We start from the raw sequence: 18,921 nt of genomic DNA, 5'->3' as shown, positions 1-18,921 counted from the left end.
CTAATTTGATATTGGCAATCAACCAGTGGCTTGTTACTATGCCCTGTTATTGCACACACACTAATCAGGAGATTATAACGTGCTTACACCACGTGAAATTGTATCCGAACTGGATAAATACATTATTGGACAACATGGTGCTAAACGCATGGTCGCCGTTGCCATGCGTAACCGCTGGCGCCGCCAGCAAATTGATCCGTCCCTTCGTGACGAAATTGCACCTAAAAATATTATTATGATGGGACCTACCGGCGTTGGTAAAACAGAAATTGCACGTCGTCTGGCTAAGCTTTCTGCTTCTCCATTTGTGAAAGTAGAAGCTACTAAATTTACAGAAGTCGGATACGTTGGCCGTGACGTTGAATCCATGGTTCGCGATCTGATGGAGCTGAGTGTTGCACTTGTACGTGACGAAGAAGCAACACGTGTTCGTGCTCAAGCTGAGACCAATGCAGAAGAGCGACTTCTCGACCTGCTGCTCCCTGGCTCTGCTCCTAAGCCGATAGCTGACCCAGTAACCACTTTTGACTCTCCTGCGCCTGAAACTGATTCAGCGAACTCTACCCGCGAAAAAATGCGCAAAATGTTCCGCGATGGTAAGCTTAATGACCGTGAAGTGGAAATGGAACTTGAAGTTGCACCACAGGGCATTGAAGTCATGACCATGCCGGGCATGGAAGAAATGGGCAGTCAGTTTAAGGATCTCTTCAGCAAGGCGTTTCCTTCCAAGAAAAAGAAAAAACGCATGAAAATCGGCGACGCACTTCCTCTGCTTATTGAAGAAGAGGCAATGCGCCTGATTGATGAAGAAAAAGTCACAGAACTGGCAAAAGAACGTGTCGAACAGTCCGGTATCATTTTCATCGATGAAATCGATAAAGTAGCCAGTTCACAGCACGGTGGTAAATCCGCAGATATTTCCCGAGAAGGAGTTCAGCGTGACTTGCTCCCAATTGTTGAAGGCAGCGTTGTAAACACAAAATATGGCATGATCAAAACAGACCATATTCTGTTCATCGGTGCGGGTGCATTCCATCATTCCAAACCGTCTGATCTTATTCCTGAATTGCAGGGCCGCTTCCCGCTTCGTGCGGAGCTTACTGCATTGGGTAAAGACGAGTTCTTACGAATCCTCAAGGAACCTCGTAATGCCCTTACAGTACAGTACTCTGCTCTTCTGGCAACTGAAGGTGTAACTATTACATTTGCCGAAGACGGACTTGATGAAATTGCAGCCTTTGCAGAAATGACAAATCAGGAAACCGAAAATATCGGTGCGCGCCGTCTCTATACGATCATGGAAAAAATTCTGAGTGACATTTCTTTTGAAGCTCCAGATCGCTCAGGAGAAGAAATCGTCATTGATCGAGCATTTGTAGAACAGCACTTAGAAGATGTTCGCGAGGATAGAGACTTAAGTCGTTACATTCTCTAATAGATTTACGGGGCATCCCCCCGCAGCAGGAACTACGTACATGAAAGACTACGCTAAAGCACAGCTTACATCACGCATTCTTATTGAATCTCTTCCGTACATTAAGCAGTTTCATGGTGAAATTGTTGTCATCAAATATGGTGGCCACGCAATGAAAGACGAAGAGCTTGGTCGTGCATTTGCCCAGAACATTGCTCTCTTAAAGTACGTAGGATTAAAGCCGGTAATCGTACACGGCGGTGGCCCTCAAATTGGCAAAATGCTTGATGCGCTCAACATCACCTGTCAATTCCGCGAAGGCCAGCGAGTAACTGATGATGCGACCATGGACGTGGTAGAAATGGTGCTCGTTGGTAAAGTGAACAAAGAGATCGTTAATAAATTGAATCTCGCCGACTGCAAAGCAGTTGGACTTTCCGGCAAAGACGGAACACTAATCCGTGCTAGAAAACTGCAGATGGTTGTGGATTCCGCAGACAAAGCTCCTGAAATCATCGATCTAGGTAAGGTTGGAGAAGTTATCGGGGTAGAAACCAGCCTCTTACGCGGCCTGCTTGCAGAAGGATACACCCCTGTTATTGCTCCGGTCGGTGTCGATATGGAAGGCAATACTTACAACATCAACGCAGACTCTGTAGCCGGCGCAGTGGCTGGTGCTCTTCGCGCCAAACGCCTGCTCCTGCTTACCGATGTTGCCGGCATTCTAGACGCAGACAAGAACCTGTTGGAAGAACTCACGATCAAAGAGACACTAGAACTTTTTGACGATGGAACGCTGCAGGGCGGCATGATTCCAAAGGTTAAATGCTGTCTGGAGGCCATTGGTGACGGTGTAGGACGTGCAACCATCCTTGATGGTCGTGTTGAACACTCTGTCCTGCTGGAACTGTTTACTGACAGTGGCATCGGCACACAGATTCTTGGCACACGTTAGCCTACAACCTGAACAGCAGATACGATTATTCATGCTATATCCAGCTGCAGACAACCACTATTCAATGTGATTTGTCGGATTATTCAATACACACAAAAGCGTGAGCCTAGGCTCACGCTTTTTCTATTGCTCATGCTGACATTGTGTCCCCTGTAGCCAGTTGCGAGCGTCTAATATTATTTCTCGTACTCAAGACAGTAGTCTCAACACAAGGATTGTGTTCAAATTTAAAAAACTGGTCAGCCAAAATATTACCGTATTCTACTCTTCGGTAGCCTTATGAATGGCTTCTCCAGCAGGCAATTGTTTAAAGCCAACAACTTGGTCATTAATATTTTGATTTGTTTTTTCTACAAAATGCTTTTCCAACGCTTGCTCGGATAACTCTTTTGCCTGCGATGATAGTTCCAATACATAGGGTGTATCTACAGAAGCAAGCTTCTCGTTACTACTTAAGTGGCAGTTCTAACTGGCGAGGCAGCTCCCCGTGCATTAAGAACCCTTTGTTTTGCAGTGTAATCATTCACTCTACCTGGATTGCTGGCAGTAGCCTGAATCGACATGGCGATACTCCTTGCATATCCTAGAGCTCCCTATAACACACCAAATCTATTAACAATGACACCAAGCCCATCCCCTAAATAAGCAATCGTCAGGCCTAACTAAAACTTTATTAATATTTCCTACTTTCACCTCTTAATTATCTAATGTCATAAGGTACGTGGTTAAATATTTTTTCATAACTTGTTGAGTAACCAATGTGGGCTAAAACTAAATAGCAAGCTTCACGTGATAGCCTCCCTTTCGCTTCGCAATGAAAAAAGGCTAGTTCACATCATGTGAACCAGCCCCGATCTCTTCCTTATTACAGCCTATTCATGCATATTACATTTGCCTTTTTTATCTACTAATTCACGAGCTTTCTCCAGTATGTCCCGAGTTCCTTTTTCGCTTTCAAAAGTAAATTCCAACCTGTTTACCTTCCAACCTTTTGCTGTGAACCTACATCCGAATGCATACCTGCCCTTCCCTTCCCATATATGCTCGTGCAAAAAATATGTCGCGGTAGCATCGGCCGTCACTTTTGCAGTCTGTCCCTTCAACTCAATAGCAATGTTCTTCAACTGATGTCGTGTTGCATCAAATCCACATAACGACTCTTTCCAGCGCCGAACGATATCCTTAGGCACTGCAGAGTGTGGTTCTCCTCCCATAAGCGATGTGTAGTCAACGACAACCTCTTCATCCAACTGTTCTTCCAATGCAGTAAACAGCCGTAAATCCGGCAAAACTCCCATGCTTTCCACAAGAGTTTCAATCAACGCTATGTCTATCTTTTCTCTGCGTTCTATATAGGTAAGCATAGCCTATCCATCCTTTCTTATATTGCACATTACGATCGGTATCTGTTCCGTTTGCAGTATACCTGATCGATACACATAAAGAATGGATATATTCCCCGTTGACCAATGGCTGATAATTTCACGCGGAATCAAAATAGCTTGCCCGTAATAAAAACAAAAAAAACTGCCATTCATATGAAAATGGCAGTTTTTATCAGCATCTCTACAAGTTATTAGCAATACTTTTTGACAATTTTTCTGAAGGCTGTGCTATCAACCTTCTCTGTCCCCAACGGGTACACAAGGTCTTTGGGTAAATGTCCTCCAAAAGCAGGACGATCATTGGTATACAACACTCCAACAGGAATCCGGTCACCAAATTCATTCGCTTTCTGAATAGCCGCATCCCAATCTGTAGGATCATGCCCTTCATCAAGCTCATAGCAACGCTTTTTATACCACCCAAACGTATTGATCTTGTTGAAAGAGACACACGGCTGAAATACATCAATTAAAGCAAAACCCGGATGTGCTATCGCGGCTTTCAACATCTCCACAAGATGCGGGACATTGCCGGAAAAAGCTCGCGCTACAAAATTAGCCCGCATTGAAATAGCAACCTCTACCGGATTAAACGGTGCGTTGGTAACACCCATCGGCTGCGTTTTGGTAATTTGCCCTTCAAGGGTGGTCGGACTGGCTTGCCCCTTTGTGAGACCATAAACCTGATTATCATGCACCAGAGCAACCATATCGACATTACGCCTTATGGCTGCAAGAAAATGGTTACCACCTTCACCATATGAACAGCCATCGCCACTTGTTGCAATAACAGTCAGTTCCGGATTCACAATCTTAACAGCTTGCGCGGGAGGTAGTGCCCTTCCGTGAAGTCCGTTAAAACCATTGGCTGTAATATAGTGCGGCACTTTTGCAGCCTGCCCGATACCGGAAACAATAGCTGCTTTATATGGCGGTATATCCAGTTCAGCCAATGTTTGCTTCAACGCTTTCAAAATATCAAAATTGCCGCAACCGGGGCACCACGCTTCATTATAGTGACCATAATCATTAATATCAGGCATGACGTTGCTCCCCGTTCATTTTGCTTAGTATATACCCTGCAGTAATCGGGCGGCCATCATACCTTCCGATGTTTTTTTGAATAGGAATACAGGTCAGCCCTTTTAGCAACCATGCAAACTGCGAATTTGAATTACCTTCAATGCACACCCGTACTTTGGCATTTTCAAGCAGGTGCGTGAACTGGGACACATCCAGAGGCCAGACCTGTGAAAAACTAAGAACAGCGACATCTTCACCCTGTTCTGCTAGAGTTTCAGCAGCTTCTCGAACAGCACCTTCGACAGAGCCCCAGCATATAAGTAATGTATCAGGTTCCGGACTACCAAAATACCTTGGAGGAATTACCTCTGAACGGATGCTTTCCTCTTTTAACAGCATTTTTTCCACCATGACATTACGTAACTGCTTATTCTCTGTAATATTCCCTCGTTCGTTATGCGCATGACTGTCAGCAAGAACAATCGACTTCCCGAATCCGGGCAAACGGCGGGGAGAGATACCGTCTTCTGTCAACAAATAGCGTTTGTATGCCTCGGGATGCGTGTCTGAATAGTCAGGCGTATACACCTGACACAGCTGGTGCATATCATATGGCTCAAGACTTTGCTGAGCATCTGCTAAAAACTGATCTGTAAGAATAATGACTGGTGTTTGGAACTTTTCTGCAGAGCAAATTGCCCGATGCCCCATCTCAAAACACTCTTCTATAGAACTCGGTGCATAAATAATCCGCGGAAACTCTCCGTGCCCGCCAAACATAGAAAACAAAAGGTCACCTTGTTCTGTACGTGTCGGCATGCCTGTAGCCGGCCCCGGACGTTGAGCAAGAACAAGCACCACTGGTTGTTCCATAATTCCGGCAAGACTTACCGCCTCCGTCATCAGCGCAAAACCACCGCCTGAGGTAGGAACTATCGCTGGTGCACCTGCGTATGAAGCTCCCAACGCCATATTCAGAGCCGCAATTTCATCTTCAACTTGCTCAACCACCACGCCCATCTCTTGAGAATGGTTTATCAATGTCTGTGCAACAGATGACCCCGGGGTCATCGGATAGAATGAACAGAATTTTACTCCGGCTGCCATCGCACCAAGTGCAATACTAGTATTGCCATTCACAAGCATCCTTTCAGAATGAGTACTAACCTTAGGAAGCTGAGAGCACTTTTCTGAGTACTGCTGACTCCACTCATACGCAGCAGAAAGCGTCTGGATATTTTCTTGAATAACCTGCTCGCCTTTAGGGGCGAAGCGCTCAGAAAGGAGCTTTTTTGGCAATGTGCTGTCCAATCCGAGCAACGCACATAGCACACCAAGTGCCACAACGTTCTCATATAATGGTTTTGAAGCTAATTCGCTAAAAGGAATGCTGACACACTGCTTATTCATGGCATTGAGTTTATCACTCAAAATTATCGTGCCGTTGTCATGTAACATTTCAAAATGCTGGGAAACTGCGTCCTGATCAAATGCAAATAAAATATCACATGAGTCAGCAGAGGAAAACTGCGGCTCATCACTTATCCGCAATCGAAAAGAGTTATGTCCCCCACGAATGCGAGACATATAGTACTGCGTTGCAAAAACTTCGTATCCTGCGCGGGTTAATATTTTGCCAAGTAACTCACCTACCGTAACAAGTCCCTGTCCGGCGGCACCCGCAATAATTATAGTTCTGTCAAAAGTAGCCACAAAACCTCCAATACAGAAAAAATGAGGTTGTAGAAAAGAGTACGCTCACAATAGCAGAGAACTACTTTTAGCAAAAGAAATTATGAAAGAGGTCGATTGTCACTATTTACCAGCAACCCAAAAGAAAAGGGCGTATTGTCCTATCCAAGTTTCTATTAACAATCATGCTCATCTACACAAAGTATTCTCACTTGTCATGGCCTCCCCTGCTGCTCTTGGTTGCACACATTTACATGAGCAGATTAATGAAACCAGACTGGCTAGCTCTGATCCTCCCTGCTCTTTAAGTACGTCACAGCCCATTCGTTAAGACTATTAAAGGAAGGAATCAGTGATTTGCCAATTTCTGTGAGAGAATATTCAACAACAGGCGGAACTTCAGGGTACGCCTTTCGGTTTATTATTCCATTTTTCTCGAGACTTCTCAGCTGCTGGGTTAACATTTTTTGCGTCACCTTTGGCATGAGCTTTCGCAACTGACCAAATCGCTTTTCACCTTTTGCCAGATGCCAGATTATCTGTGGCACCCATTTACCAGAAAGAATTTCAAAGGCAATTTCAAGTTCATATGTATAGCTATTGCAGCTAATTTTATTTGTTCTATCTTCCGGCATTCAAAACCTCTTCATAAATATTCATAGAAGCACATTACGGATGCTGTGACTTGATTTCTAAAATACGCAAACCACTCCTCAGCATACCAGTCTCAGCATTACCAGTTTATTCATTTTTTGGAACCCTTGAATTCTTTTTTAGGTAGTTACCATTTGTAAACTAGTCACCAATTTCACACTACAGTACCGAAAAGTGCGTACTTTACAGGATAAAGTAAATATTGTTTACACACACTCGACTGTGCTTTCTGCACTTGGAAGACGGTCTCAGTGTGTTGTCACCTCTACCGCTATTAACGTCATTGTCACTACTTATCAAAAGTGACATCAAACACAGTTATAACGGACTATCCTGACACAATGTGAGGTCAGCACACCAGACCTTAAAAGCAAAATTACTTATATATCAATAGGAGTACCACGCATGGCTCGTTTTACTATTCCAAGAGATGTTTACTTTGGTGAAAACACCATTGAAGAACTCGCAAATGTCAAAGGCAACAAAGCTTTTCTCGTTATAAGCGGAGGATCTATCAAACGAAATGGAAGCCTTGCTAATATTGAAGCTCACCTAGCCAAAGCTGGTATTGAAACTTACCTGTTTGAAGGTGTCGAAGCAGATCCTTCTGATGAAACTGTCATGAAAGGTGTTGTTGCAATGAATGAATTCCAGCCGGACATCATCATCGGTATCGGAGGCGGCTCCCCCATTGATGCGGCAAAAGCAATGTGGATTTTCTATGAAGACCCTGAATATACATTCGAGCAAGCAGCCATTCCTTTCAATCTTCCGCAACTTCGTAATAAAGCACGTTTTATTGCTATTCCGACAACCAGTGGAACCGGCACAGAGGTGACTGCTTTTTCTATTATCACAAACAAGGAAACAGAGCTTAAATATCCAATTGCCGACTTCAACATCACGCCTGACATGGCAATTGTCGACACCAACCTTGCTCAATCTATGCCAGCCCCCCTTGTGGCACACACTGGCATGGACGCGTTGACGCATTCATTAGAAGCATATGTTTCTATTATGGCAAACGAACTGACAGACGCTTTGGCTATGAAATCTATTGAGATGATTCAGGAACATCTTGTTGCATCATTCAACGGCGATACCAATGCGCGATCAAAAATGCATCTTTCACAGTGCCTTGCTGGAATGTCTTTCTCCAATGCTATCTTAGGAATTGTCCACAGCATGGCACATAACACAGGGAAAATGTTCGCAATCCCTCATGGTTGTGCTAACGCAATATATCTGCCTGCTGCAATTCGCTTTAATGCAGAAGAAGCCGGAGAAAAATACGCCGACATTGCCAGCCGTCTCGGACTCAAAGGAACCACTACCGAAGAACGCGTTTCTGCGCTCATTGAGTTCGTTGAAGGCCTGAACCGTGCACTTCAAATTCCTGCCTCTCTCCAGGAATTTGGAGTGCCGGAAACAGAATTCCTTAAGAATCTTGATGTCATTGCTCGAGGAGCTGTTGCTGATCCATGCACCAGCACGAACCCTAGAGCAATCTCAGTTGAGCAAATGAAAGAACTGTTCCTGACAGTATACTATGGAAACTAGGTCTGATTAATTTCTAAAACGCAGCAAGATGCATAAAAAAAGTCCCCATAACCACAATTGGTATGGGGACTTTTATATTAGAAAAACTTACTTAACAGGCGGTGTAAACACGCGCTGGCCGAGTTCTCTGTCGAGCATAAGCATGCCCTGTCCTTCTCCGCCAATCATTTTGAGCTGACCAAGAACATCATTTACTGAATCTTCTTCTTCAACCTGCTCAGAAACAAACCACTGAAGGAAAATGTTAGTTGCATGATCACGTTCATCGATTGCGAGGTTCACGAGGTCATTGATACGGGAAGTAACAAGCTGCTCGTGCTTAAGAGTTTCCTCGAACACTTCGATGGTGTTTGCCCAATCATTTTCAGGCGCTTCGATAGGCTGAAGGATTACACGCCCGCCACGCTCGTTGATGTAGTCATAAAATTTTGTTGCATGGAAAAGCTCTTCCTGAGCCTGCGCGCGCATCCACTGCGCAAAACCGCCCATACCTTTATCTGCAAAGTAAGCGGACATGGAGAGGTACAGGTAGCTGGAGAACATTTCCCATTTTACTTGATCATTTAATGCTTGATTCATTTTTTCAGACAACATCAGAAATCTCCTTATAATAACAGGTAGTACAACTATAGCATATTTTGATGAACAAGTCCGATGTGCAAAGCAGTCTTGGCATCAAAAGGGCAGAAACAGTATTTGGCACGATGCCGTGCAAAAAGCAACCAGCTCAAATCACGCGTTTATAGATAGGCAAAAGCGATTTGCAGAGGAAAACATAATGCTGTATCAGCGTGGTTCACACTCAACCATCAACGACTCAGGCTCTAAGGTTTTAGCAGCCTGAATGGAGTTATCATATGTGGGGTTCTTCAAGCTGGAAGCGCAGCGCTCAAACGACCATTCCATGCAAAGAGTGCAAAAAGCCTCTCACGGTTAAGCGCAGCTGCCAGCACGTATATATGGAATGCAGCCATTGCGGTAAAAAAAGCGATATTGCGGCATACCTGCGTGAAATGGATGACGCTCTGGAAGCTTTTATGGAAGGCGTTTACTGCGACAGAGTCTAAAAATATCCAAGGCTGCGGAGCATATCCATCTTTGCCTCTTTATCTCCATCACGACCGGAACGTTCACTTCCTTCTTCACAAGGAGCTGTGCATGGCATGCATCCCAAAGAACGATATCCGGCATCATACAATGGGCAATAAGGCAGATTAAATTGCATAGTATACGCCCAGATATCCATTTCACTAAAGTCCAGTACTGGATGCATCATAAGACAGGCAGGCCGGTCTCTTTGCTCACGCATAGGACGGTCCCTGTCAGGATGCTCATCTTTACGAATACCTGTTAGCAGCACTTCAATGTCCTGCTGTTTTACGCCCCTGCTCAACGGTTCAACTTTAAGATCAGCGCAGCATGACACTTTATCCTGTGCTACAGGGTACTGTGCCATATCCACCTCAGGGCGGACAATGGTTAAATCAATACCCCATGCTTGCGCCAACATGTCGCGCTGATTCAGTATTTCCGGGAACTTACAACCAGTGTCGATATTAAGAGCCGTAACGCGCTCTACACCCATTTCGGCTAACACTTCCTTCCACAGATGCAGGGTAACCGTTGAATCCTTTCCTGCGGTCCATGCCACGGAAATATTGTCAGCTCCGTATTCTGCAGCAATTTGCCTGAGTTCATTGCGTGCAGCTTCTATTTTCTTTTCGAGCATAATGTTCTCTAGTTAATAGCTCATAATGGTTAACATCAGCATGCCACTATACCAACCTTGCTCACATTTATAAGAGACCAAGAACTTGATACCAAACTGAGATAGAAAGTGGTTTTATTCTTTTTTATCAGACTGATGTTACCCAAAATCAAGAGTGATTATATACAGATATAGAGAATCAATATTGTGTATTTTTTTACAACAATGTCTCTATAACCTGTTGTGCCACAAGCACAACAAAGGCAGTGCTCACCTACCTGCTTATTTCACTGTAGGCAATAGCCAAAAAGTGCTAATTACCAATGCGACAAAAACAAGCGATCTGGCCTTATCCAATCTTCTATCATTATATAGTCCCCGAAGGGCATCTCACTATTCAGGGAACATTCAAGTTTTTTTCAATTTCGGCTTGACGGACTGAAGGATGCTGCATATAACCCTCCTCACGTTGCTAGCGACGTACCTATTGCGGGGATGTAGCTCAGTTGGATAGAGTACCTGGCTACGAACCAGTTGGTCGGGAGTTCGAATCTTCCCATCCCCGCCATTGATTATATGCGACTGCTACGCAGACGCTTTTTGAGGGTAATATGCCCTCCCCAAATGATGGAAACATCATTATATATACGATTATGATAATTTCGTGCAGTGCAAGGCACGAAAAAACGGCAAGATCGAAGCATATACTACATATGTGAGAGGGTGACGTTTTTGAAGTAACGCAGCAATGCGCGGAAGTAGCATGATCGAGTGCGGGGATGTAGCTCAGTTGGATAGAGTACCTGGCTACGAACCAGTTGGTCGGGAGTTCGAATCTTCCCATCCCCGCCATTTAGATTATTCTGCCTGTCAGTTTTTCTGACAGGCGTTTTTCTTCCAAAGAGAAAGTAATCACAGCTAGCGCACTACATGAGTTTACTCAAAAGTTTTTTTGAAAAACTGCTTGACCTTGATGAGGGTTGGACATATACCCCCTCTCGCTGTGACGGAAGGTCACAAACAAATTTCCAGAAACCTGATTGATTCAAAACATTGCTGTCTTTCAGGGATCATGCGGGGATGTAGCTCAGTTGGATAGAGTACCTGGCTACGAACCAGTTGGTCGGGAGTTCGAATCTTCCCATCCCCGCCANAATTTGGGTCAACTTCATGCGGGGATGTAGCTCAGTTGGATAGAGTACCTGGCTACGAACCAGTTGGTCGGGAGTTCGAATCTTCCCATCCCCGCCATTCGATTATATGCGACTGCTATGCAGACGCTTTTTTGAGGGTAATATGCCCTCCCCAAATGATGGAGACATCATTACATATAGTGAATTGAAACAAATTGGTGCAGTGCAAGGCACGAGTTGTTTTATAAATCGCAGCATATTCAACATATGTGAGTATTATAAAACAACGAAGTGATGCAGCAATGTGCTAATTTGGGTCAACTTCATGCGGGGATGTAGCTCAGTTGGATAGAGTACCTGGCTACGAACCAGTTGGTCGGGAGTTCGAATCTTCCCATCCCCGCCATTTGATTATACGCGACTGCTATGCAGACGCTTTTTCTGAGGGTAATATGCCCTCCCCAAATGATGGAGACATCATTATATATAGTGAATTGAAACAAATTGGTGCAGCGCAAGGCACGAGTTGTTTTATAAACCGCAGCATATTCAACATATGTGAGGATTATAAAACAACGAAGTAACGCAGCAATGTGCTAATTTGGGTCAACTTCATGCGGGGATGTAGCTCAGTTGGATAGAGTACCTGGCTACGAACCAGTTGGTCGGGAGTTCGAATCTTCCCATCCCCGCCATTGATTATATGCGACTGCTACGCAGACGCTTTTTGAGGGTAATATGCCCTCCCCAAATGATGGAAACATCATTATATATACGATTATGATAATTTCGTGCAGTGCAAGGCACGAAAAAACGGCAAGATCGAAGCATATACTACATATGTGAGAGGGTGACGTTTTTGAAGTAACGCAGCAATGCGCGGAAGTAGCATGATCGAGACGGGGATGTAGCTCAGTTGGATAGAGTACCTGGCTACGAACCAGTTGGTCGGGAGTTCGAATCTTCCCATCCCCGCCATGGTAAGCAAGGCTGTCAGTCATACTGACAGTCTTTTTTTTGCTGTGCGCTTCATCTATTTCACGCCTCGTATCACCCACTGCAATTTTTTCGCAAAAACCACCTTCTCAACGTACTTCAGGTTCTTAGTATAAAAGAATAAAAACACAATTCCACACAGAACCATGCCCCAATAGACTTCTTAACCCAGAGCAAGGCTAGAACGGCTTAGATAAGATTTTGTATTTTTCCTACTTCTCTTCCTCATTATTTTCGTAACGTCCCCCTGAAAATCACCAGAGGTAATCATTACGAAAAGCACCCTGACAGGCGATACTGACCAACAGTCTACCGTCAACAACATACCAATTCTTTGTAACACTTTTTTCATAAAGTGCTTGACGATCGGGGCTTAGAGGCATATATCTCTTCTCGCGCTGAGGAAATCAGCACAAACCTTGCGGGGATGTAGCTCAGTTGGATAGAGTACCTGGCTACGAACCAGTTGGTCGGGAGTTCGAATCTTCCCATCCCCGCCATGGTAAGCAAGGCTGTCAGTCATACTGACAGTCTTTTTTTTGCTGTGCGCTTCATCTATTTCACGCCTCGTATCACCCACTGCAATTTTTTCGCAAAAACCACCTTCTCAACGTACTTCAGGTTCTTAGTATAAAAGAATAAAAACACAATTCCACACAGAACCATGCCCCAATAGACTTCTTAACCCAGAGCAAGGCTAGAACGGCTTAGATAAGATTTTGTATTTTTCCTACTTCTCTTCCTCATTATTTTCGTAACGTCCCCCTGAAAATCACCAGAGGTAATCATTACGAAAAGCACCCTGACAGGCGATACTGACCAACAGTCTACCGTCAACAACATACCAATTCTTTGTAACACTTTTTTCATAAAGTGCTTGACGATCGGGGCTTAGAGGCATATATCTCTTCTCGCGCTGAGGAAATCAGCACAAACCTTGCGGGGATGTAGCTCAGTTGGATAGAGTACCTGGCTACGAACCAGTTGGTCGGGAGTTCGAATCTTCCCATCCCCGCCACTGCATATAAAAGCTGTCAGTTTTAACTGACAGCTTTTTTTTATTCGAAACAAGCAAGCTATCCTTCAAGAGCACTGCAATCTAGCCATTCAAAAACGCCCCTGATGAAAGATATCATCAGGGGCGTTTTACTTTACCATTCATATAGCGCACTCTAGCGCCCTACTGTTTTATTCTTTGCAAAGCTCATCACTTGCAAAAATAACGTTGCAATAACTGACAATGCGACACCTAGCATTACTGTATTTGATACTGTTTTACCGTTAACACCCCAGTTAAGCAGCGCAACAAATGCTGGACTAAGATAAATATACGCCGTTAAATTGTTAGGTGACAAAACAGTTGCAGCCTTCTGATACAAGTATGAGGTGACCAGCGTTGTACCAATGGCAAGATATATCATACTTGCATATTCACCGGTCGTAAGTAAATTCCACTGCAATGGAATTCCTAACATGAGCACTGCTAGTGCCATCCAAAGGGTTCCCCCAATAAGCGTGCAGCAAGTCAACACAGCAACGCTATCCTGCTTATACAGCAATTTCATAGAAATCGTGTAGCCGCACATTGAAAGCACTCCGAGCATAAAAATGAGATCGCCTGCGTTAAGAGTCAATCTCTGAAACGCTTCAATATTCCCTTCGAATATCACCCACAAGGTTCCTGCCGCCCCGAGAGTATACGCAAAAATACGACTCAACCCGATCGGTTGTTTTAATAAAACAAAGCTGAACACGGCTGTCACAAACGGGGTTAATGTATACAGCGTACCGGTATTAAGTACAGTTGTGGTTAATAGCGCTGCAAACAGACATACAAAATACCCGCAATAAAAAAAGCTGATCACAAAAGATCGTGGGAATACTAAAGGGATCTGCTTTCGATAATTTTTATTCATCAACACAACAGGCAAAACGCAACTGGTTGCGATAACAAAACGAAGCAGATTGAGAGAAACAGGATGCACCTGCCCTGTAACATTCGCGGACGCTAAAAAAGAACCTGCGATTAACAGTGTTGCGAGTAAAACCAATCCATGCGCCTTAAGAATCTGCATTCGTATACCTTTCCAAACTATCTAGTTAACGGGCTTGGTTACTCTATAGCTCAAATTGACAGCCTACCATAAAAACGTAGCACAAAAAAAAGGCTGCTTTATTCAAGCAGCCTTTTTGAAACACAAAAATAACTTATAAACCTTCCGGACGAACGCGATCCCAGTTATGGATGCTTTCGAGGTAACGGATAGACCCGCTATGGCCCTTAATAACCATAGAGTGAGTTACTGCGCCGTTACCAGTGTACTGAACACCACGGAGGAATGTTCCACCGGAAATACCGGTAGCTGCAAAATACACTTCATCACTGCGTACAAGTGTATTCACAGTATGGATTTCACGAAGGTCGATACCAGCTTCAAGAATTGCTTCTTTTTCAACATATGACTGAGGATCGAGGCGAGCGAAAATCTGTCCGCCAACACCTTTGATCGCACAGGCTGCAATTACACCTTCCGGTGTACCACCGGTACCCATCATCACGTCTACTTCGCTTCGTGGGTCGACAGCCATGAGCGCACCTGCAACGTCGCCGTCTGTATGCAGCTGAATACGAGCACCTGCTTCACGAATTTTCGTAATAAGCTGCTCATGACGCGGTTTATCCAAAACAAATACTACAAGGTCATCAACATCTTTGCCGAGAGCTTTTGCAATATTATTCAGGTTCTCCTTAACAGGAGCATCAATATCTACAACATCTTTTGCTGCTGGCGGTACTACGAGCTTCTGCATGTAGTAGCTTGGGCCAGGGTTGTACATAGTGCCTGCCGGAGCAGTACCAACAACGGAGATTGCATTAGGACGACCGTATGCAAGCAGATTAGTCCCTTCTACAGGGTCAACAGCAACGTCTACCTGCGGGCCTTTGCCCATACCGAGTGTTTCACCATTGTACAGCATAGGTGCGTCATCTTTCTCACCCTCTCCGATAATAACTGTGCCGGAAAGGTACAGATTATTAAAGGCTAAACGCATTGCATCAACGGCTGCACCGTCGCCCTCGTTCTTCTTTCCCTTGCCGAGCCAGCGGCCGGATGCCAATGCTGCTGCTTCTGTAACGCGGACAAGGTCTAAAGCAAGGTTTCTATGGGCGGCTTCCATCAGGTCTCCTCCAAATATAAGTTGCTGATACACATAAAATATATGTGTGGCGGATTATTAGCTAAGCGTGTGAAACATCACTACGCTTGAAACTGCAAAAAATAAAAAACGCAGCGCGCCTGCAGGCAACTGCCTGTCAGCGGATTGTTTACCCTAGGAGGCACGCGTCATCAAGCTTTTACCGCTTGAATAAAAAAGGGAGACCGCATCCCAGCGATCTCCCAGTCGTATACTATTAACCTACGGCAAATACCAGTAGGGTTTTTACAAAAACTTATTGTTTAGCGTCAGATTTCTTTTCTGGTGCGGCTTCCGGCTTAGCCGCATCTTTCTTGGCGTCGTCCGCTTTTGTCTCACCCTGTTTCACAGCACCCGGATTTTCTTTTTCAAGAGCAGGCATCGGTGTTTCAAAAGTTACATCTTCTTTATCCATCATTGCGACGATATCAGCAGTTGCATCAGCAGAAGCATCATAACTGAGAGCTTGCTCAGCAGGGATTACCACCGCAACACCTTTTTCATTACGGTACTTTTCAAGCACTTTCTGGAACAGCTCATTCAACTTATTCACAACCATCTGCTGTTCTGCAGTCACACGTTCCTGAATTTTAGCAACTTTTGCCTGAATATCATTCACGCTTTCCGGGCTCTGACCTTTACCCTGTGCTGCTTTCTGCTGGAGATCCTGAAACTCTTTCTGAACTTCAGCACTTACTTTTTCCAAGTATGCCATACCGTCTTTCCCCGGCTTGCTATCCTGAAAAACTTTTGCGGGATCAACAACAGCGATCTTTGGAGAACCATCCGCGTCAGAGGAACCTGTAGTCGTATCCTGAGTACACCCAATGAGGGCTACACACATAACAGCTGCACATAATAAAATAATCTTTTTCATCGAGATCTCCGGAGGGTATTGATACCACATGTTATTTACTAGTAAACAAAGAACAAAATTAGCACCGCAATGTAAAAATAGAGTACCTTACGAATTTTCCCAAGGATTTAATTGCATTTTAACGGCCAGTTACCGAGAAAATAATCCAACGTAGCTCTACTGGCACATTTCCCGCTATTCATGAAACGGAACACCGGAAATATGCTCTAAATATTCCTGCATTGAATATTTATTAATTGCCTGCACATCAACCTGCTTATACGTACCGCGCGACAATGACTTGGCAACCGTTTCACGCAGGTAATTGAATGGTACAGAATCACGCAATGCCACCTTTCGCCCACGATGCGTAACGGTGTAGTGCACATCGAAATCAATTGTTATACGATGCCCGCCATCCGTTTCTGTCACGGTGACTATAGGGGTATCTCCCCAAAAGACGCCATCGTCTGTCACGCGCAGAGCAGTACGTTTTTCTGGCAATTGCTGTCGCAGCATCTGCCGGATAAATTGTATATCAAGACTGGTTATGGTTTCGTAATGATACTTTTCCATTTTTTTATACTGTACAAACGTATTCAAAAGAGTTGATGCCTCTTTATTAAACGCCTGTAACACAAATTTATCCTGTGCTTTCGCTAAAGGCGGCCAAAACTGATATCCGCCGTATCTACTAACAATACGCTGCATTTTGTGAGAACTATTCTCTACAGCCATATCATTTACAATACAATGTATTTTATGCTTTTGTTTTTCTGTATCATACGCATATTGTACATCAAAAATATATGTAGTCTTGATCATATCAAGAACTTTTCCATTTTTGTATAAATATTGAGCAAGAGTTACTGTGGCACTATTATCTTCTGCCCATGTTGAAAACACTTCTTTAAAAATAGAATACGTTTCATACTTTGATACTATATTACTATTTACATACTTCCATGCCATCATGCGGGCAAAGGCTTCTTTTAGCATTTGCTTAGAAACAGAAGTTCCATCCTCAAAGGTAGTTGCAGCATAAAACGTTGTTGCACCAACATTATGTTGTAACATTCGATAAGAAACGCGCCCTTCAGAAGCAGATGCCATACTGGATGATACGCACAAAATGAAAATACAACAGAGTACGCAAAGACTATTCTTCATTGAATTCTCGTTGGCTATTATGGAATGAACAAAACAAACTGATTACGAAAGAGTCAGATAACGCTTAACAAGCGACAGAATATACCACTCTGCACCTGCCTGCCTATGCCCTGTCCCTTGCAGTCCAACTTCTTCGGGAATATCCAGATCGCACAGGTACGTAATGGCATTGTCTGACTCAACAATGCAGACAAGCTGCTTTCCTGCGTAATAGACACCCTTTTCTGTAACAACTGCGCCTGATTCATGATCCTCAAGATAGTCTGCAAACAGCTTTCGCAGCAAAATCGGGTCACCATCAAGCGTTGTTGAAAAGGTCTCTTTCTTTTGTTTTGTGTAATGGATGAGGTTCTTATTGTAATCCACCAAGTCCTGAGCAGTCGCAGAAACTACATCAACTACTTGCGCGTCCTGACCGCCCGACGTGAACGCTGGCAGCTGCGCATTGTCATATTGTGAAGGTGCATAAACATCGCCTGTCAGCTGCGAAGAGTAACCTTCCGTTGCATTTTCCGAGACAATATTCTCTGGAACCAGCCGTACTTCAAACTCATTCTTTTCTGCATCATGAGCGATGTATAACTTCATAGAGTATGTCCGCACAAGCGATCCGATCTCTTTTGCATCTGCTCGCAGAGAACGCTTTTTTTCTATTTTCAATACGTTCTCGCTTACCCACTCCAAACGGGAGAAGGTAAAAATGCACCAATCCCCTTCTACGTCAGTTCGATTTTGCGCATTCAACTTGGTTTCGAGGGAAGCAAACACAGCATCTTTAATATGCTTCTTTGTAACAGGAGTATTATCAATAAAAACATGAGGAAAACGCACTGTAAAAGCTTGAGATGGAGCTTCTGACATGCGTGATGCTGTAAGTAAATCTGATGGTGATTTCTGGTGAACGGTACTGCAACCAGTCCATAAAAACGAGAGTAACACTATAAGCAAAACCGTAATCTTACGCATACATTCCTCTATACAACGTGCTATATTATTTTGAGCAACCTCATCACCACAAAAAGAACGCCCCGTCAACATATTGCACTTATTGCACAACTCGTTCACACCTGTTTACAATACAAAAAGGGTGAACCATTTTCACAGTTCACCCTTTCAACAATCTATCGCGACTCTCTTTGTGTAGTTCAAATACAAAAATGCTGCCTCGTTGCAAACG

The 18,921-nt window shown here is 44.1% G+C and carries 15 protein-coding genes and 9 tRNA genes; 13 read left to right on the top strand and 11 right to left on the bottom strand.

The features are described 5' to 3' along the window. Positions 1–79: 79 nt before the first annotated feature. Positions 80–1,435 (top strand): ATP-dependent protease ATPase subunit HslU, encoded by a 1,356-nt coding sequence (gene hslU / locus SP90_RS14420; protein ID WP_066857817.1) that lies wholly within the window; start codon positions 80–82, stop codon positions 1,433–1,435. A gap of 40 nt (positions 1,436–1,475) precedes the next feature. Beyond that, on the top strand, positions 1,476–2,369 hold the full coding sequence (gene argB / locus SP90_RS14415; RefSeq protein ID WP_066857815.1) for an acetylglutamate kinase: 894 nt from the start codon (positions 1,476–1,478) through the stop codon (positions 2,367–2,369). An 872-nt stretch (positions 2,370–3,241) separates the two neighbouring features. On the opposite strand, the gene SP90_RS14410 is transcribed toward argB, so the two are convergent. From SP90_RS14410 to SP90_RS14395, 4 genes are all read right to left on the bottom strand, one after another. After that, positions 3,242–3,733, bottom strand: a complete 492-nt coding sequence (locus SP90_RS14410; RefSeq protein ID WP_066857812.1) for a nuclear transport factor 2 family protein — start codon at positions 3,731–3,733, stop codon at positions 3,242–3,244. Positions 3,734–3,945: 212 nt separating this feature from the next. Further along, complete coding sequence (locus tag SP90_RS14405) at positions 3,946–4,797, bottom strand: 2-oxoacid:ferredoxin oxidoreductase subunit beta (protein ID WP_066857809.1); 852 nt, start codon at positions 4,795–4,797, stop codon at positions 3,946–3,948. Next, complete coding sequence (locus tag SP90_RS14400; protein ID WP_066857806.1) at positions 4,790–6,490, bottom strand: 2-oxoacid:acceptor oxidoreductase subunit alpha; 1,701 nt, start codon at positions 6,488–6,490, stop codon at positions 4,790–4,792. The genes SP90_RS14405 and SP90_RS14400 overlap by 8 nt, the downstream gene beginning before the upstream one ends. Positions 6,491–6,750: 260 nt before the next feature. Then, complete coding sequence (locus tag SP90_RS14395) at positions 6,751–7,104, bottom strand: winged helix-turn-helix transcriptional regulator (protein WP_066857803.1); 354 nt, start codon at positions 7,102–7,104, stop codon at positions 6,751–6,753. A gap of 424 nt (positions 7,105–7,528) precedes the next feature. Here SP90_RS14395 and SP90_RS14390 point away from each other — a divergent pair, with 424 nt between their 5' ends. Further along, positions 7,529–8,683, top strand: a complete 1,155-nt coding sequence (locus SP90_RS14390) for an iron-containing alcohol dehydrogenase (RefSeq protein ID WP_066857800.1) — start codon at positions 7,529–7,531, stop codon at positions 8,681–8,683. Between the two features lie 87 nt (positions 8,684–8,770). Here SP90_RS14390 and SP90_RS14385 read toward each other — a convergent pair whose 3' ends face one another. Next, positions 8,771–9,277, bottom strand: a complete 507-nt coding sequence (locus tag SP90_RS14385; protein ID WP_066857797.1) for a ferritin — start codon at positions 9,275–9,277, stop codon at positions 8,771–8,773. Positions 9,278–9,540: 263 nt separating this feature from the next. On the opposite strand from SP90_RS14385, the gene SP90_RS14380 reads away from it, so the two are divergent. Further along, positions 9,541–9,750 (top strand): dual CXXC motif small (seleno)protein, encoded by a 210-nt coding sequence (locus SP90_RS14380; RefSeq protein ID WP_066857794.1) that lies wholly within the window; start codon positions 9,541–9,543, stop codon positions 9,748–9,750. Here the strand turns inward: SP90_RS14380 and SP90_RS14375 are convergent. Continuing rightward, positions 9,747–10,412, bottom strand: a complete 666-nt coding sequence (locus tag SP90_RS14375) for a phosphoadenosine phosphosulfate reductase family protein (protein WP_066857791.1) — start codon at positions 10,410–10,412, stop codon at positions 9,747–9,749. The two genes, SP90_RS14380 and SP90_RS14375, sit on opposite strands and share 4 nt — an antisense overlap. A gap of 470 nt (positions 10,413–10,882) precedes the next feature. On the opposite strand from SP90_RS14375, the gene SP90_RS14370 reads away from it, so the two are divergent. From SP90_RS14370 to SP90_RS14330, 9 genes are all read left to right on the top strand, one after another. Further along, positions 10,883–10,959, top strand: a tRNA-Arg gene (locus SP90_RS14370). Between the two features lie 207 nt (positions 10,960–11,166). Beyond that, positions 11,167–11,243, top strand: a tRNA-Arg gene (locus tag SP90_RS14365). Between the two features lie 224 nt (positions 11,244–11,467). After that, positions 11,468–11,544, top strand: a tRNA-Arg gene (locus SP90_RS14360). 21 nt (positions 11,545–11,565) lie between these two features. Next, positions 11,566–11,642: transfer RNA gene (locus SP90_RS14355), tRNA-Arg, on the top strand. Positions 11,643–11,853: 211 nt separating this feature from the next. Next, positions 11,854–11,930, top strand: a tRNA-Arg gene (locus SP90_RS14350). Between the two features lie 212 nt (positions 11,931–12,142). After that, positions 12,143–12,219, top strand: a tRNA-Arg gene (locus SP90_RS14345). Positions 12,220–12,425: 206 nt separating this feature from the next. Further along, positions 12,426–12,502, top strand: a tRNA-Arg gene (locus SP90_RS14340). Positions 12,503–12,943: 441 nt separating this feature from the next. Then, a tRNA-Arg gene (locus SP90_RS14335) sits at positions 12,944–13,020 on the top strand. A gap of 441 nt (positions 13,021–13,461) precedes the next feature. Then, positions 13,462–13,538, top strand: a tRNA-Arg gene (locus SP90_RS14330). Positions 13,539–13,692: 154 nt separating this feature from the next. Here SP90_RS14330 and SP90_RS14325 read toward each other — a convergent pair. The 5 genes from SP90_RS14325 to SP90_RS14305 all read right to left on the bottom strand — a co-directional run bounded on the left by SP90_RS14325 (position 13,693) and on the right by SP90_RS14305 (position 18,710). After that, positions 13,693–14,595 (bottom strand): DMT family transporter, encoded by a 903-nt coding sequence (locus tag SP90_RS14325; RefSeq protein WP_066857788.1) that lies wholly within the window; start codon positions 14,593–14,595, stop codon positions 13,693–13,695. Positions 14,596–14,728: 133 nt separating this feature from the next. Further along, positions 14,729–15,700 carry a class II fructose-bisphosphatase gene (gene glpX, locus SP90_RS14320; protein ID WP_066857785.1) on the bottom strand — a complete coding sequence of 324 codons (972 nt, stop codon included), beginning with the start codon at positions 15,698–15,700 and terminating at the stop codon, positions 14,729–14,731. Positions 15,701–15,974: 274 nt separating this feature from the next. Then, positions 15,975–16,595 carry an OmpH family outer membrane protein gene (locus tag SP90_RS14315; protein WP_066857782.1) on the bottom strand — a complete coding sequence of 207 codons (621 nt, stop codon included), beginning with the start codon at positions 16,593–16,595 and terminating at the stop codon, positions 15,975–15,977. Positions 16,596–16,769: 174 nt separating this feature from the next. Next, on the bottom strand, positions 16,770–17,687 hold the full coding sequence (locus SP90_RS14310; protein ID WP_157471330.1) for a hypothetical protein: 918 nt from the start codon (positions 17,685–17,687) through the stop codon (positions 16,770–16,772). A 99-nt stretch (positions 17,688–17,786) separates the two neighbouring features. Beyond that, positions 17,787–18,710, bottom strand: a complete 924-nt coding sequence (locus SP90_RS14305) for a hypothetical protein (protein WP_066857776.1) — start codon at positions 18,708–18,710, stop codon at positions 17,787–17,789. Between the last annotated feature and the right edge of the window lie 211 nt (positions 18,711–18,921).

The sequence above is a fragment of the Halodesulfovibrio spirochaetisodalis genome (assembly GCF_001672295.1).
Lineage (GTDB): Bacteria > Desulfobacterota > Desulfovibrionia > Desulfovibrionales > Desulfovibrionaceae > Halodesulfovibrio > Halodesulfovibrio spirochaetisodalis.
The sequence above is the reverse complement of the archived record's forward strand: the minus strand, read 5'-3'. Positions and strand labels throughout refer to the sequence as shown.